Origin of the sequence: Thermosynechococcus sp. (genome assembly GCF_046299635.1) — a bacterium.
Taxonomy (GTDB): Bacteria; Cyanobacteriota; Cyanobacteriia; order Thermosynechococcales; family Thermosynechococcaceae; genus Thermosynechococcus.
The window spans coordinates 87,891-100,632 of record NZ_JBKBHV010000006.1 but is presented as its reverse complement, the minus strand read 5'-3'; the positions used below and the strand labels follow the sequence as shown (position 1 = coordinate 100,632).

General features: G+C 54.0%; 22 protein-coding genes and 1 pseudogene. 3 read left to right on the top strand and 20 right to left on the bottom strand.

Annotated elements, in window-relative coordinates; translation table 11 throughout:
• The first annotated feature begins 71 nt into the window (after positions 1-71).
• Entirely contained in the window at positions 72-443 is a 372-nt protein-coding gene (locus ACK4IR_RS04220) for a ferredoxin-thioredoxin reductase catalytic domain-containing protein (RefSeq protein ID WP_298613731.1), read from the top strand.
• Here the strand turns inward: ACK4IR_RS04220 and ACK4IR_RS04215 are convergent.
• Positions 386-892, bottom strand: a pseudogene (locus tag ACK4IR_RS04215) (spore coat protein U domain-containing protein). The gene ACK4IR_RS04220 and the pseudogene ACK4IR_RS04215 sit on opposite strands and share 58 nt — an antisense overlap.
• A 119-nt stretch (positions 893-1,011) precedes the next feature.
• Here ACK4IR_RS04215 and ACK4IR_RS04210 point away from each other — a divergent pair.
• Both ACK4IR_RS04210 and ACK4IR_RS04205 read left to right on the top strand, forming a co-directional pair.
• Positions 1,012-1,881 (top strand): MFS transporter, encoded by an 870-nt coding sequence (locus ACK4IR_RS04210; RefSeq protein WP_409872784.1) that lies wholly within the window; start codon positions 1,012-1,014, stop codon positions 1,879-1,881.
• The gene (locus ACK4IR_RS04205) at positions 1,875-2,048 is read left to right on the top strand and encodes a hypothetical protein (protein WP_409872782.1); all 174 of its coding nucleotides are present in this window, start codon (positions 1,875-1,877) and stop codon (positions 2,046-2,048) included. Before ACK4IR_RS04210 ends, ACK4IR_RS04205 begins: the two co-directional genes overlap by 7 nt.
• Before the next feature lie 15 nt (positions 2,049-2,063).
• Here the strand turns inward: ACK4IR_RS04205 and ACK4IR_RS04200 are convergent, their stop codons facing one another.
• The 19 genes from ACK4IR_RS04200 to rplF all read right to left on the bottom strand — a co-directional run bounded on the left by ACK4IR_RS04200 (position 2,064) and on the right by rplF (position 12,725).
• Positions 2,064-2,201: a hypothetical protein gene (locus ACK4IR_RS04200; protein WP_409872780.1), complete on the bottom strand. Its 138-nt coding sequence runs from the start codon at positions 2,199-2,201 to the stop codon at positions 2,064-2,066.
• A 116-nt stretch (positions 2,202-2,317) separates the two neighbouring features.
• Positions 2,318-3,175, bottom strand: a complete 858-nt coding sequence (gene aguB, locus ACK4IR_RS04195) for an N-carbamoylputrescine amidase (protein ID WP_409872779.1) — start codon at positions 3,173-3,175, stop codon at positions 2,318-2,320.
• The gene (locus ACK4IR_RS04190) at positions 3,172-4,191 is read right to left on the bottom strand and encodes an agmatine deiminase family protein (protein WP_409872777.1); all 1,020 of its coding nucleotides are present in this window, start codon (positions 4,189-4,191) and stop codon (positions 3,172-3,174) included. Before ACK4IR_RS04190 ends, aguB begins: the two co-directional genes overlap by 4 nt.
• Before the next feature lie 9 nt (positions 4,192-4,200).
• Complete coding sequence (gene rpmE / locus ACK4IR_RS04185) at positions 4,201-4,476, bottom strand: 50S ribosomal protein L31 (RefSeq protein WP_409872775.1); 276 nt, start codon at positions 4,474-4,476, stop codon at positions 4,201-4,203.
• A gap of 38 nt (positions 4,477-4,514) precedes the next feature.
• A complete protein-coding gene (gene rpsI, locus ACK4IR_RS04180) occupies positions 4,515-4,928 on the bottom strand; it encodes a 30S ribosomal protein S9 (protein ID WP_409872773.1) in 414 nt (137 codons plus the stop codon).
• A 2-nt stretch (positions 4,929-4,930) separates the two neighbouring features.
• Positions 4,931-5,389, bottom strand: coding sequence for a 50S ribosomal protein L13 (gene rplM / locus ACK4IR_RS04175; RefSeq protein ID WP_409872771.1), 459 nt, complete (start codon positions 5,387-5,389; stop codon positions 4,931-4,933).
• A gap of 16 nt (positions 5,390-5,405) precedes the next feature.
• Positions 5,406-6,260: a tRNA pseudouridine(38-40) synthase TruA gene (gene truA / locus ACK4IR_RS04170; RefSeq protein WP_409872769.1), complete on the bottom strand. Its 855-nt coding sequence runs from the start codon at positions 6,258-6,260 to the stop codon at positions 5,406-5,408.
• A 6-nt stretch (positions 6,261-6,266) separates the two neighbouring features.
• The gene (gene rplQ / locus ACK4IR_RS04165) at positions 6,267-6,617 is read right to left on the bottom strand and encodes a 50S ribosomal protein L17 (RefSeq protein ID WP_409872767.1); all 351 of its coding nucleotides are present in this window, start codon (positions 6,615-6,617) and stop codon (positions 6,267-6,269) included.
• Positions 6,618-6,639: 22 nt separating this feature from the next.
• Entirely contained in the window at positions 6,640-7,605 is a 966-nt protein-coding gene (locus tag ACK4IR_RS04160; RefSeq protein ID WP_409872766.1) for a DNA-directed RNA polymerase subunit alpha, read from the bottom strand.
• Positions 7,606-7,634: 29 nt separating this feature from the next.
• Positions 7,635-8,027, bottom strand: coding sequence for a 30S ribosomal protein S11 (gene rpsK, locus ACK4IR_RS04155; protein ID WP_409872764.1), 393 nt, complete (start codon positions 8,025-8,027; stop codon positions 7,635-7,637).
• 42 nt (positions 8,028-8,069) lie between these two features.
• A complete protein-coding gene (rpsM, locus tag ACK4IR_RS04150; RefSeq protein ID WP_024125578.1) occupies positions 8,070-8,450 on the bottom strand; it encodes a 30S ribosomal protein S13 in 381 nt (126 codons plus the stop codon).
• 33 nt (positions 8,451-8,483) lie between these two features.
• Positions 8,484-8,597, bottom strand: a complete 114-nt coding sequence (rpmJ, locus tag ACK4IR_RS04145) for a 50S ribosomal protein L36 (RefSeq protein WP_011055957.1) — start codon at positions 8,595-8,597, stop codon at positions 8,484-8,486.
• 60 nt (positions 8,598-8,657) lie between these two features.
• Positions 8,658-8,882 carry a translation initiation factor IF-1 gene (infA, locus tag ACK4IR_RS04140; RefSeq protein ID WP_011055956.1) on the bottom strand — a complete coding sequence of 75 codons (225 nt, stop codon included), beginning with the start codon at positions 8,880-8,882 and terminating at the stop codon, positions 8,658-8,660.
• Positions 8,875-9,462: an adenylate kinase gene (locus ACK4IR_RS04135; RefSeq protein ID WP_409872762.1), complete on the bottom strand. Its 588-nt coding sequence runs from the start codon at positions 9,460-9,462 to the stop codon at positions 8,875-8,877. Before ACK4IR_RS04135 ends, infA begins: the two co-directional genes overlap by 8 nt.
• Positions 9,462-10,772, bottom strand: coding sequence for a preprotein translocase subunit SecY (secY, locus tag ACK4IR_RS04130; RefSeq protein WP_409872761.1), 1,311 nt, complete (start codon positions 10,770-10,772; stop codon positions 9,462-9,464). The genes ACK4IR_RS04135 and secY overlap by 1 nt, the downstream gene beginning before the upstream one ends.
• Before the next feature lie 12 nt (positions 10,773-10,784).
• On the bottom strand, positions 10,785-11,249 hold the full coding sequence (rplO, locus tag ACK4IR_RS04125) for a 50S ribosomal protein L15 (RefSeq protein ID WP_409872759.1): 465 nt from the start codon (positions 11,247-11,249) through the stop codon (positions 10,785-10,787).
• Positions 11,250-11,262: 13 nt separating this feature from the next.
• Positions 11,263-11,787, bottom strand: coding sequence for a 30S ribosomal protein S5 (gene rpsE, locus ACK4IR_RS04120; protein ID WP_011055952.1), 525 nt, complete (start codon positions 11,785-11,787; stop codon positions 11,263-11,265).
• Positions 11,788-11,798: 11 nt separating this feature from the next.
• Entirely contained in the window at positions 11,799-12,161 is a 363-nt protein-coding gene (rplR, locus tag ACK4IR_RS04115) for a 50S ribosomal protein L18 (protein WP_409872757.1), read from the bottom strand.
• Positions 12,162-12,725, bottom strand: coding sequence for a 50S ribosomal protein L6 (gene rplF / locus ACK4IR_RS04110; protein ID WP_409872755.1), 564 nt, complete (start codon positions 12,723-12,725; stop codon positions 12,162-12,164).
• Between the last annotated feature and the right edge of the window lie 17 nt (positions 12,726-12,742).

The following is a 12,742-nucleotide window of genomic DNA, read 5'->3' as shown; positions in this document are numbered from 1 at the left end:
AATTCAATCACCGCCAATCCAGCAATCCCCTTCCGCTAAACTGAAAGAAGTTTCGTATCGCAAATTTTGCCATGAGTAGCCCCTATAAACCACAACAGGCCTCCGACAAAAACCTTGAAGCCATGCGCAAGTTTGCGGAAACCTATGCCAAGCGCACAGGAACCTACTTTTGCTCCGATCTAGGGACAACTGCCGTTGTCCTAGAGGGATTGGCCAAGCATAAGGACGACTATGGTTCTCCCCTGTGTCCCTGCCGCCACTATGAAGACAAGGAAGCAGAGGTAGCAGCGGCCTACTGGAACTGTCCCTGTGTGCCCATGCGCGAACGGCGAGAATGTCACTGTCTTCTCTTTCTGACTCCGGATCATCCCTTTGCCGGCACGGCTCAAGAGATTTCCTTTGAGCAAATCCGTGAGGAAACCAATCGCTTTACGGTTTCTTGATATTCCGGTGTTAGCCCAACTGTATCGCTGTAGATACCCGCAGGGACGAACTCACGGCTAGGAATGCGACCAAAAATTTCAAGGGTTCTAGACACATTATTCACCCGCACTACGGTGCGTAAACTGCTCCCGCCGCTACCCTTCCCTCAGATTTGGGTACGCACGGCATTGTACAGCTCGCAGTCGAGGCGCCTCCTGCCGGAGGTCATTGGGCGAGGGGTAAAACAGCCGGCATTACCAGCACTGAGGTCAATCGTAATTGCGCCCTGAACATTCGTACAGACAAATATGATTGAGCTTGTGGCATCACTGGCAGAGGGACGAGAACTGCTGTAGGCAGCAAAGCTGAGGCCGGTCACGCTGTTAATCGTGCAGTTTGCAAAAGCAACTGTTGGTAGAACCAAACCGCCAGCGATCGCGAGCAAGATACTCAGATGTGACTGTACCACTCAAATTCACAAGTATTTAAGAACAGTGTATGCCAATCATAGTTCATTAACAAAATTCCTTGCTTAGCATCCCCCTAGGGGGGATATATTAAACAGTGTAGGATTGTAAGGTGACCACCATGACTTTGCACCTTCCCCCGCTGTTGCAGTGCCTACGGAATCCAACCTTTGCTCGTCTTTATGCGGCGCAAGCGATCAACCTGATTGGGGATGCATTCACGTGGCTCGGCCTAGGGCTACTCGCTTTTGAATTGGCAGGAGAGAATTCAGGACTGTGGCTCTCAACCGCCCTCACCCTGCGAGTGGTGATCTTTGTGCTGTTGGCTCCCATGGCCGGTGTTTTAGCGGATCGGATGGTTCGCAAGGGGTTGATGGTGACAACCGATCTTGTGCGCATGGTTTTGGTCTCATTATTTCCGTTTGTCAGTGAGGGCTGGCAATTCTATTGGCTGGTGGCCTTGCTCAGTGGATGTCATGCCCTCTTTACCCCAACCTACACGGCCACATTACCGTTGATCACCCCTGCTGAGGAGTGCCCGCAGGCGATCGCTCTCTCGAATGCCACATATCAACTCCTGAGTATTTTAGGTCCAGCCCTTGCCGGCAGTGTTGCCGCACTGTTTAGCCCCCGTTCAGTGTTTTTTTGGGACGCCCTGACGTTTTTGGTAGCATCGGGGTTGATTGCTTGGCTCCCTACGGCTTTGAACATCCCTAGAGAAGGAGCAGTATCCCCCCATAGAGGATTTCTTGAGGAGCTAAGTGTCGGCAGTCAGTGCCTTTGGTGGGACGCAGCGATTCGCTATGGATTACTGCTGCAATTGGTGGCGGCGATCGCCGGTGCTGAAATTTTGGTGAATACCGTCGGCTATGTTCAGGGTGTGCTACAGGCAGGAAGTCAGGCCTACGGCTCAATCATGGCGGCCTTTGGTGTCGGTGCTGCCCTAGCTGCGGTTATTTGCGGTTATGACTATCGCCAGATCAGTTGCTGAGTGCCTATGGTGCCAATGTTCCTAGCCTCGCGCTGCTGTGGGCGATCGCTGGTATGGGCAAAACCCTCGTCAATGTGCCTATGCAGACGATGATTGCGGGGCGAGTGGCCGTGGACTTTCAGGGGCGCGTTTATGGTGCCCAGTTTGCTTGGAGTCATCTCTGGTGAGTCTTGGCCTATCCCCTAGCAGGATGGTTCGGCAGTCACTTTCCAACCCAACACCTTTTCTATACTGGCCTCAGCGGCATGGGACTTTTCATCGCCTTCGTTGTTTTGAGCCAACCGTGGCAATTGCGGCGTCTCCCCACTGGTTTTTGGCATAGTCATCTCCATGATCACGACAGCGAGCATGATCATCCGCATCGGCTACAGGCTCCCCCTAGGGAACACCAACACCTACACTTTCATACTCGCCAAGCCAAGGAAATTAGATGCCATTAGATAACGCCATCGGCAGTCAATAAGGCTTTGTAGAGTCCGGGTCGGCGATCGCGAAAGAAACCATAGGCCGCCCGTAGGCGTTCAATTTCCTCTAAATCAAAGGTGTGCACCAGCACTGCTTCGTGGGCGCGATCGGCCTCAGCCACCAGATCCCCCCGCGGATTGGCAATAAAGGAACTGCCGTAAAATACTTGCCCCCCCTCCTCACCGACACGGTTGGCGGCCACCACCGGAATCACATTGGCCACGGCATGGCCAATCATCACCCGCTGCCAAGGGTCTTTGGTGTCCAGTGTAGGATCATGGGGTTCACTACCAATGGCGGTGGGATACACCAGCACCTCTGCCCCCAGCAGCGTCATCACCCGTGCCGCCTCTGGAAACCACTGATCCCAGCAGATGCCGACGCCAATTTTGCCGTAGCGAGTGCGCCAGACCCGAAAGCCGGTATTCCCCGGTCGGAAGTAAAACTTCTCCTCATAACCGGGACCATCGGGAATGTGACTTTTGCGATAGACACCGAGGTTGACGCCCCCCGCATCAATCATGGCTACACTGTTGTAATAGACGGTGCCCGCCTTTTCAAAAAAGGACACCGGAATCACCACCTCCAGTTCCCGCGCTAAAGCCTCAAAGTGGGCGATTGTGGGGTGATTTTTCAGAGGGTGTGCCCGCTGAAAGTGAATTTCCCGCTCTTCCTTGCAAAAATAGTGTCCCTCAAATAGCTCTGGCAGGACAATGACTTGTGCTCCCTGTTGATGCGCCTGCCGCACCAAATCGCTGAGGTGTAGAATATTAGTCTCAACATCATCGGTCAATTGCGCTTGAATGGCAGCGACGGTCAGGGTTCTCATACTTCCTGTTGAGTAATGCAATGGAAAGCGCCTCCCCCTTCTAAAATCGTGCGTGCGAGAAGGCCAACGGTTCTGCGACTGGGAAAGAGCTTAGCGATCGCCTCAACGGCTTTGGCATCGGCTTCAACACCATAAGTGGGAACAACCACCGTGGTATTGGCAATGTAAAAGTTGACATAGCTTGCCGGCAAAATCTCCCCCTCGCGACTGGTGACCCGCCCCGGTGAAGGCACCGGAATGACATTTAGAGAACGCCCCTTGGCATCCGTGAACGTTTGCAGCTGCTCATAAATGGCAAGCAAGACATCGTAGTTTGGATCCTCAGAACTTTCAGGCAACATACAAACCACGGTTGCCGGCGCCACAAAACGCACCAAGGTATCTATATGACCATCGGTGTGATCGTTGGCCAGTCCGGATTCAATCCAGAGGATTTTGCTCGCCCCAAGGGCAGGCTGGAGGCGGGCTGCCACTTCTTCGCTGTCTAGGTAGGGATTGCGATTGGGGTTCAACAGGCACTGACGGGTCGTCAGGCAGGTTCCTTCGCCATCCACTTCGATCGCCCCCCCCTCCAAAAATAACGGCACCGACCCATAGGGCAGCCCGATGAGCGTTGCAAGGCGCACGCTCAAGTCGCTGTCGCCGGGGAATTGATACTTTTTGCCCCAACCATTAAAGGGCAAACAGAGGAGTCGGCGCTCTCCTGACTGATTGATTAGGCCAAGAGGAGCCGTATCCCGCAGCCAAATATCGCCAAAGGCCAGCTGATAAAACTGCGGATTCAGATCCCCTAAGTAGGAACGGGCAGTGGCTTCTCCTGCCTCATCCAGCACCAAAATTTTCAGTTGCTCCCCCCGGCAGTGCCCTGTGGCCGGATCGGGGTCGGCGATCGCCCGACATAGTGCTACAAATTCTAACCGTACCTGCGGTAATAGGTCACCCCAGAGATCTTCATGACTGGGGAAGGCTAACCAACAGGCGCGATGGGGCAGCCACTCAGCGGGCCGAAAAAACATGAAGAGTAATTAGCCCTTTTTATTGGTTTTAGGGGCGGGCTTGGCGGTGGCTTTTTTCCCCTTGGCGGCTTGCTGGGGCTTGGCACCGCTGTACTTACGGCGGAAGCGTTCCACTCGCCCTTCAGCGTCAACGATTTTCTGGGTACCCGTGAAGAAGGGGTGGTTGCCTGACCAGATGTCCACGTGCAGTTCCGGTTTTGTGGAACCAACCGTCATAACCACTTCACCATCGCAATAGACTTTGGCTTCGGGATACCACTGGGGATGAATGTTCGGTTTTGGCATAGGAGTCTCACCACAAACGAGAAGTAAAAAACAAAATCTTAGCGTTTTGAGTACTGGGGGGCTTTGCGGGCTTTGCGCAGACCGTATTTACGCCGCTCCTTGGCACGCGGATCACGGGTGAGATAGCCTTCCATTTTCAAAGGCTTACGGTTTTCGATGTCCAGTTGACACAGGGCACGGGCAATCCCTAAACGAATAGCATCCGCTTGTCCCGTCAAACCACCCCCCGTGGCATTGACATAAATATCGTAGCTACTTTCAAGGCCAAGGGTTTCAAGGGGAGCTTTCACCAAGTTGAGATAGGTGGGGTTGTTTTGTAGGTAGTCAGCGCCATTGCGGCCATTGATCAACAGTTGACCGCTGCCGGGGATCAGACGTACCCGTGCCACCGCTGACTTACGGCGACCGGTTCCCAAGTAAACTACCCGCTTAGACTGATCAGCAATCTGCATCGTTAGGCTCCCGGAATCGTGTTAATGGTTAAAGGCTGGGGTTTTTGCGCTTGGTGGGGATGCTCTGACCCAGCATAGACTTTCAGCTTGGTAAAGAGTTTGCGACCAAGGGAATTTTTCGGCAGCATCCCTTTGACAGCATGCTCAATAATCCGCTCTGGAATGCGGGCTTGCAGTTGATCAAAGGTTTCAATTTTCATGCCGCCAGGGCGTCCCGAGTGACGACGGTAGAGTTTTTGGAAGCGTTTTTTACCGGTAACGGTGACTTTCTCCGCATTAATCACAATCACAAAGTCACCCGTGTCCATGTGGGGGGTGTAAATGGCTTTGTTTTTGCCCCTGAGAATGCGGGCAATTTCTGCGGCTAGCCGACCCAACCGTTGATCAGCGGCATCAATGACATACCACTGGGGAGCAAGGTCGTCCATGGCGGGCAGTGGTGTCTTTACGGTACTGGTCATCACAAACTCCATAATTCTATGCAATGGACAATTCAGGGGTAATGGAGGCTAACTGAAACTGGGGCATCGCCTCGGTGCACAGGGCAAGGGGGAAAGGCGATTCAGGGTAGCCCACCCCCAATAGACAAAGACCCGTCGGGGGGGCAGCATACTTGACGAGGTGGCGTTGCTCCTGCTGCCAAATTTCCGTAAAACTGGCGGGCGATCGCTGGCCTTGTCCCACCTGCACCAAGAGTCCCACCAACAGGCGCATCATGCCGTAGAGAAACCCCGAGGCTTGCACCTCAATTTCTACGAGGGCACCGCGCCGCTGGCAACTCACCGCCTGCACCTCCACCCAAGAGTGAGCACGATTCGAGCCAGAGCGGTGAAAGGCACTGAGGTGATGCCGCCCCAACAATGGCTGAAGGACGGCTGCCATCTTTTCCACATCCAAGGGCGCATAGTAGTAATGCCACGTCCAAGGACGCAGAAAAATATTGGGGCAGGGATCGGTATAGAGGGTATAGCGATAGCGACGCCATAGCGCTGAGAAGCGGGCATGCCAGTGATCGGGCACCACTGCCGCCGCACGAATCACCACATCGGCGGGCAAGCGAGCGTTGAGAATTCCCGGCCAACGATGAACGGGAATGGGCGAATTGACCATGACATGTGCCACTTGACCAGCAGCATGCACCCCTGTATCGGTACGCCCCGCTGCCACAACAGAGACGGGATGATTGACAACACTGGCGATCGCCTGCTCAATCACCTCCTGCACCGTGCGTTGTCCCACCTGCCGTTGCCAGCCGTGGAAATGGGTGCCTTGGTACTGAATGAGCAGTGCCAAGCGTTGGCCACTCTGAGGAGGTGCGATCGCCGTCATCATTGCCTGCTACACCAGTTCAATGACTGCCAATTCGGCATTGTCACCCCGCCGCCGTACGCTGCGGAGAATGCGGGTATAGCCACCGTTGCGATCGCCATAGCGCTCCCGTGCTTGGGCAAACAGGGCATGCACCAGTTGCTTATCGTAGAGATAGCCAAGAGCACGTCGCCGTGCTGCCAAGGAGCCATCCTTTGCCAAAGTGATCATCCGCTCCGCCTCTGCTCGCACTGCCTTTGCCCGCGCTTTGGTTGTGGTAATACGGCCATGGCGAATCAGTTCAGTGGTCAATGCCCGCAGCAGTGCTTTTCGTTGATCCGCTGGCAGTCCTAGCTGGGGAACCCGACGTTGGTGACGCATAGACAAACCTCATTCAATCTCTCTAGTTACGGGCAGCTTTTTGGGGTGGGAGGGTAATGCCCAAGTGTTTTTGCAATGCCTCGATCACTTCCTCGGCAGACTTTTGACCGAAGTTTTTGATCTCCAGTAGCTCTTCTTGGGAATACTCAAGCAGGTCGGCTACCGTATTCACCTGAGCCCGCTTGAGACAGTTATAGGCACGCACCGACAAGTTGAGTTGTTCAATGGGAATTTGCGCCGTTTCGTCAGGTTGGTCGGTGGTCTTGGCCTCCGAGGTGTGCAGGGGCGCTTCCTTGAGGGGGCTAAAGAGGTTCACGAGAATCGTTGCTGCCTGATTGAGGGCATCTTGGGGAGTCAAGCTCCCATTGGTCCAGATTTCCAGCTTCAGGTAGTCTTGGAGCTGGCGATTGCCCTCTGCACCCGCACTGCGCACTGAATCAACGGTATAGTTCACCCGTCGCACGGGCATAAAGACAGCATCCAATTGAAGATAGTCCAAAGCAAGGCGATCGTCCCGCACCCGCTCCACCGAGCGATAGCCGCGATCCTGTTCAACCTTGAATTCCATCTCCAAGGTGGCTCCCGGCATCAGTGTGGCAATATAGTGGTTGGGGTTGACCACTTCCATTTCAGAGCCAAGTTGCACCATGCCGGCAGTGACGGTCAAGGGCTGATTGTCAGGGGCTTGAGCAAAAAGGCGCCCCATTTGGGGTTCTGAGGTGTGGCTGCGAATCACCAACTGCTTCATCTGCAGCAGAATATCCATGACATCTTCGCGCACACCGGGAATCGTCGAAAATTCATGATTAACCCCAGCAATCCGCACCGCTGTCACGGCACTACCGGGCAAGTTGGAAAGGAGAACTCGCCGCAGGGCATTCCCCACCGTAATCCCTTGACCGGGAGCAAGGGGATGCAGCGCAAATTGGCCATACTGGCTCTGATCCTCCTCAACCCGTGTTTCCAAACATTCAATTTGATATGCCATAGCTATGCTCCCAAGTGACCCAAGCCAACCTAAACCCGCCGCCGTTTGGGGGGGCGGCAACCATTGTGGGGAATGGGGGTCACATCCCGAATAAGGGTAATTTCTAGGCCTGCGGCTTGTAGCGCCCGAATCGCCGTCTCGCGACCGGAGCCGGGACCACTCACCATGACCTCAATTTGCCGCATTCCCTGATCAATAGCACGGCGAGCTGCATTATCAGCAGCAGTCTGGGCTGCAAAGGGGGTGCCTTTTTTGGCACCTTTGAAACCACTGGAGCCGGCAGAGGCCCAAGCAATCACCTCACCGTTGGGGTCGGTAATTGAGACAATCGTATTATTAAATGTGGACTGAATGTGAGCAACGCCACTGGGGACATTGCGCTTTTGCTTACGAGAGCCAGAGCGTTTTGCAGAGGGTGCCATAATCTATCCAAACCGTGAATCAGGTAGCAGGAGCGGAAAAACTTATTTCTTAGCAGCGGGTTTTTTCTTACCAGCCACAGTGCGGCGACCACCACGACGGGTGCGCGCATTAGTACGGGTGCGCTGACCACGAACCGGCAGTCCAAGGCGATGCCGACGTCCCCGGTAGCAGCCAATGTCCATGAGCCGCTTGATATTCATGGCTTCTAGACGGCGCAAATCCCCTTCTACTTGGTATTCGTCAATGGCTGCCCGCAGTGCCGCAATATCGGCATCGGTTAGATCGCGGGTACGGGTATCTGGATTCACACCCGTTTTTGCCAGGATCTCCTTGGAGCGGGTCAAGCCAATGCCATAGATGTAGGTGAGGGCAATTTCAATGCGTTTGTCGCGGGGCAAATCAACACCAGCAATACGAGCCATGAATCTAGTTCCTATGTGTGCAACAACAGTGGGTTACCCTTGGCGCTGCTTGTGTTTCGGATTGGTGCAGATCACCATGACCCGACCACGTCGCCGAATGACGCGGCATTTTTCACAAATACGCCGTACCGATGCTCTTACTTTCATATCAGTTGCTCATGTAGTCGCAAATTTTATATCTTAGCAGAGTAGCTAAGAAAGATCAAACTACTTTTTGCGCAGGCGATAGGTAATCCGCCCCTTTGTCAAGTCATAGGGGGTCAATTCTACCTTCACGCGATCGCCTGGCAAAATTTTGATGTAGTTGCGGCGAATCTTACCGGAAATATGGGCAAGAACATTAAAACCATTGTCCAGATCTACTCGAAACATCGCGTTGGGCAATGACTCCGTCACTGTCCCTTCAATTTCAATGGCATCCTGTTTAGACACGGTTCACCTCCCCAATACGTGCTTGAATGGCAGCAGTTACCTCTTCGATCGTACGTGTTCCATCAATGTGCACAAACTTGGGATGACTCATGTACTGCCGAATCATCGGTAGCGTTTCCCGCTCATAGACTTCTACCCGCTTGAGGATGGTTTCCGGAGTATCATCAGAGCGCTGCTGACCATTGGCAGCTTGCTTGGCGCGATTGAGGGCACGTTCTTGGAGAATCACAGCCGGCACATCTAAGAAGAGTAAGTAATCATAGTCTTGGTGAATGCTTTTGAGCATCTCCTCAAAGACCGCTGCTTGTGCCACATTGCGGGGAAAGCCATCCAAGAGCCAGCCTGAAGCTGTGTCCGGTTGTTGCAGGCGATTGGCCACCATATCCACAATCACTTGATCCGGTACCAATTCACCGCGATCCATATAGCTTTGAGCCTGTTGACCGAGGGAGGTGCCCGCAGCACGCTCTGCCCGCAGAATATCCCCTGTGGAAATATGGGGAATCCTCAAGAGTGTGGTCAGAATAGCTGCCTGTGTTCCTTTGCCCGAACCGGGACCACCAAACAAAATTAGGCGCATTACTGCTTCACCATCCCCTCATAACGTTGTGAAATCACGTAGGTTTGAATTTGTTTTGAGGTGTCAATGGCCACCCCCACCAAGATCAACAGGGAGGTCGCCCCCAGTCCTTGAAATGTTGTTACTTTGGTTGCACTCTCAACTGCCGTGGGAATAATCGCCACCAGTCCTAAAAAGATCGCTCCTAGGAATGTCAAGCGGTTAAGAACGCGCTCTAGGTAATCAGAGGTGGCTTTCCCCGGTCGGATGCCGGGAATACTGGCACCCATTTTTTTCAGATTTTGGGACATATCCACAGGGTTGACCACCAAGGAGGAGTAAAAGTAGCTAAAGAAGAGAATCAACAGCAAATAGAAAATCACATATAACCACGGCGTCGGCCCGGCGGGGGAAAGATAGCTGGCAAATCGTGCCACGAGTTCATTGCGGGTAAACTGCGCCAAGGTCGAAGGGAGAATCAGTACGGCCGAAGCAAAAATAATCGGCATCACCCCCCCTTGGTTTAAGCGCAGGGGTAGGTAACTGGTTTGTTCGCGGTAGAGTTTGCGCCCCACTTGGCGACGTGCCGAAACAATGGGAATGCGGCGAGTACCCTCCTGCACAAAAACAATACCAACAATCATTGCTAAAAAGACAGCCACAAGGATAACAATGCCGCCAATGTTGCCACCACTTTCTGCAAGAGCAATGGTCTGACCCACCGAGGAAGGCAAGTAGGCAACAATGCTCAAAAAGATCAATAGGGAAGCCCCATTCCCTACACCCCGCTCAGTAATCAATTCCGAAATCCACATCACCACCATTGAGCCAGCGGTGAGGCCAAGGACAATCTCGGCCACGAACCAAGCGCCGGGATGCATTGCTGCACCCGGAATTGAGCTGACAAAAATGGCGATGCCAAAACTTTGCAGAACCGCCCAACCTACGGCCACATAGCGAGTAATTTGAGAAATTTTGCGTCGCCCGGCTTCTCCCTCGTCCTTTTGAAGCCGCTCCAAGGAAGGAAGAGCAGCAGTTAGCAACTGCATGATGATGGAGGCGTTAATGTAGGGCAAGATGCCGAGGGCAAAAATACCAAGGGCAGAGAGGCCACCGCCTGAAAAGATGTCAAGGAAGCGAATCACGGCGTTATCTTGGACGCTCTGGGCAAAGACAGTGCGATCGATCCCCGGAATGGGTAGATAGATTCCTAGCCGTACCAAGATCAGTAGCCCAATGGTGATCAGGAGTCGCCCCCGCAGACCAGCTGCTTGAGCCATCTGCATAAAGGTTTCTTGGGCAGTGGGTGCCTTGCCGCGATTCACAATCATATTGGGGTTCCTCTATTCACTGTCGGCAGCAACGGAGGTCTCCACGCATACCCCACCAGCGGCTTCAATCTTGCTGCGGGCACTACCACTAAAGGCAGCGGCATGAACCTCCAGCTTGACATTTAGCTCACCCTCCCCCAACACTTTGAGGGGATATTTAGCGGTAGTGAGAATGCCAGCCTCCAGCAGAGACTCAACCGTCACTACACTGTTAGCCGGTAGGGTATTGAGACGACCCACGTTGATCGTAGTGTAAACCTTCCGGTTGACGAGGGGAAAGTGCTTGAGTTTGGGGAGACGACGGTAGAGGGGGTTCTGACCGCCTTCAAAGCCGGGACGGGTGGGACGACCGGAACGGGATTTTTGTCCCCGCATGCCAAAGCCACAGCTTGCCCCTTGACCGGCGGCAATGCCGCGACCAACCCGCCGCTTCCGTCGCCGTGATCCCGCTTGGGGATGCAGATCTTGAAACCGCATGGCCAACTCCTAACTATTTGCTATAGAGGTTTTCAATGGGGATTTCTCGCTCTTCAGCGACTTCTTGGAAGGTGCGCAACGCCGCAAGTGCTTCGAGGGCAGCGCGGGCATTGTTCAGAGGGTTGCTGGAGCCAAGCTGTTTGGCAAGAACATTGCGTACCCCCGCCAATTCCAGAACGGTGCGTACAGAGCCACCGGCAATAACGCCGGTTCCAGGGGCAGCAGGGCGAATCATGACGCGGGCAGCCCCGCCTTCGCCAAACGTGGGGTGAGGAATAGAGTTGGACTTGGTAATCGGCACGTCAATGAGGTGTTTTTTGCCATCGGCCACACCTTTGCGCACGGCGCCAATGACATCAGCAGCTTTGCCGACACCAACGCCCACTTGGCCACGCTCGTTGCCAACGACAACAATGGCGCGGAAGCTCAGTTTCTTACCGCCTTTGACTACTTTGGAGACGCGGCGGATCTGGACGACCCGCTCTTGCCAGTCAGTCTCTTTTTCAACTTTGCGGGGGTTTTTACGACGATTTGCCATCGGGTCATCCTCTAAAAGTCTAGTCCAGCTTCACGGGCAGCATCCGCCAAGGCCTTGATACGACCATGGTAGAGATTACCACCCCGATCAAAGACAACGCGCTCAATACCAGCGGCTTTGGCACGCTCTGCAATCAATCGCCCCACTTCGATGGAGGCGGCACAGGTGCTGCCATCCCCCAGTTTTTGCCGCAGTTCTGGCTCAACACTGGAAGCAGCCACGAGGGTATGGTGGCGGGTATCATCAATCACCTGGGCATAGATGTGCTGATGGGAGCGAAAGACAGCGAGGCGGGGGCGATCGCTGGTACCTTTAACTTTGCGGCGAATGCGCTGATGCCGACTTTGGCGAGCCGCAGTACGAGTTTGCTTCATCTATTTCTTCCCTGTCTTACCAACTTTACGACGCACAAATTCACCCATATAGCGAATGCCCTTGCCCTTGTAGGGTTCAGGGGGACGTACGGCGCGAATACGGGCAGAGGTGTTGCCGACCAGTTCTTTATCAATGCCACTCACGAGGACAATCGTGCCCTGCTGCACCTTTTTACCTTGGTTGTCTTCAATTTCTAGGGTAATGCCATCGGGCGGCACGATTTCAACGGGGTGACTGTAGCCCATACTGAGGACAAGGGTTTTACCTTGGAGTTGGGCACGGTAACCGACCCCTTGAATCTCCAGCTTTTTCGTAAACCCTTGGGAGACACCCTCAACCATGTTGGCCAACAGCGTGCGGCAGAGGCCATGGCGTTCTTTGGCCGGGCGAGAGTCATCGCGGCGTTTGACAACAATGGTTTCGCCCTCTTGGGCAACATTTACCTCGGGCGGAAAAACGCGACTGAGTTGACCCTTGGGACCTTTGACCGTGACTTGCTGGCCGTCTAGGCTGAGGGTGACATTTTTTGGCAGGGGGATAGGACGCTTGCCAATACGAGACATGTGGGACTTCCTCCGAG

Excerpts from the sequence above, each read along its gene's own strand:
- rplO (WP_409872759.1), bottom strand. The coding sequence starts at position 11,249 with ATGCGGTTTCAAGATCTGCATCCCCAAGCGGGATCACGGCGACGGAAG.
- ACK4IR_RS04135 (WP_409872762.1), bottom strand. The coding sequence starts at position 9,462 with ATGCGCCTAATTTTGTTTGGTGGTCCCGGTTCGGGCAAAGGAACACAG.
- rplQ (WP_409872767.1), bottom strand. The coding sequence starts at position 6,617 with ATGCGTCACCAACGTCGGGTTCCCCAGCTAGGACTGCCAGCGGATCAA.
- rpmE (WP_409872775.1), bottom strand. The coding sequence starts at position 4,476 with ATGCCAAAACCGAACATTCATCCCCAGTGGTATCCCGAAGCCAAAGTC.
- rpsI (WP_409872773.1), bottom strand. The coding sequence starts at position 4,928 with ATGCAGATTGCTGATCAGTCTAAGCGGGTAGTTTACTTGGGAACCGGT.
- rpsE (WP_011055952.1), bottom strand. The coding sequence starts at position 11,787 with ATGGCAAATCGTCGTAAAAACCCCCGCAAAGTTGAAAAAGAGACTGAC.
- rplF (WP_409872755.1), bottom strand. The coding sequence starts at position 12,725 with ATGTCTCGTATTGGCAAGCGTCCTATCCCCCTGCCAAAAAATGTCACC.
- rpsK (WP_409872764.1), bottom strand. The coding sequence starts at position 8,027 with ATGGCACCCTCTGCAAAACGCTCTGGCTCTCGTAAGCAAAAGCGCAAT.
- aguB (WP_409872779.1), bottom strand. The coding sequence starts at position 3,175 with ATGAGAACCCTGACCGTCGCTGCCATTCAAGCGCAATTGACCGATGAT.
- rplR (WP_409872757.1), bottom strand. The coding sequence starts at position 12,161 with ATGAAGCAAACTCGTACTGCGGCTCGCCAAAGTCGGCATCAGCGCATT.
- rplM (WP_409872771.1), bottom strand. The coding sequence starts at position 5,389 with ATGACCAGTACCGTAAAGACACCACTGCCCGCCATGGACGACCTTGCT.
- secY (WP_409872761.1), bottom strand. The coding sequence starts at position 10,772 with ATGATTGTGAATCGCGGCAAGGCACCCACTGCCCAAGAAACCTTTATG.
- rpsM (WP_024125578.1), bottom strand. The coding sequence starts at position 8,450 with ATGGCTCGTATTGCTGGTGTTGATTTGCCCCGCGACAAACGCATTGAA.
- truA (WP_409872769.1), bottom strand. The coding sequence starts at position 6,260 with ATGATGACGGCGATCGCACCTCCTCAGAGTGGCCAACGCTTGGCACTG.
- rpmJ (WP_011055957.1), bottom strand. The coding sequence starts at position 8,597 with ATGAAAGTAAGAGCATCGGTACGGCGTATTTGTGAAAAATGCCGCGTC.
- ACK4IR_RS04200 (WP_409872780.1), bottom strand. The coding sequence starts at position 2,201 with ATGCCAAAAACCAGTGGGGAGACGCCGCAATTGCCACGGTTGGCTCAA.
- ACK4IR_RS04210 (WP_409872784.1), top strand. The coding sequence starts at position 1,012 with ATGACTTTGCACCTTCCCCCGCTGTTGCAGTGCCTACGGAATCCAACC.
- ACK4IR_RS04160 (WP_409872766.1), bottom strand. The coding sequence starts at position 7,605 with ATGGCATATCAAATTGAATGTTTGGAAACACGGGTTGAGGAGGATCAG.
- ACK4IR_RS04220 (WP_298613731.1), top strand. The coding sequence starts at position 72 with ATGAGTAGCCCCTATAAACCACAACAGGCCTCCGACAAAAACCTTGAA.
- ACK4IR_RS04190 (WP_409872777.1), bottom strand. The coding sequence starts at position 4,191 with ATGTTTTTTCGGCCCGCTGAGTGGCTGCCCCATCGCGCCTGTTGGTTA.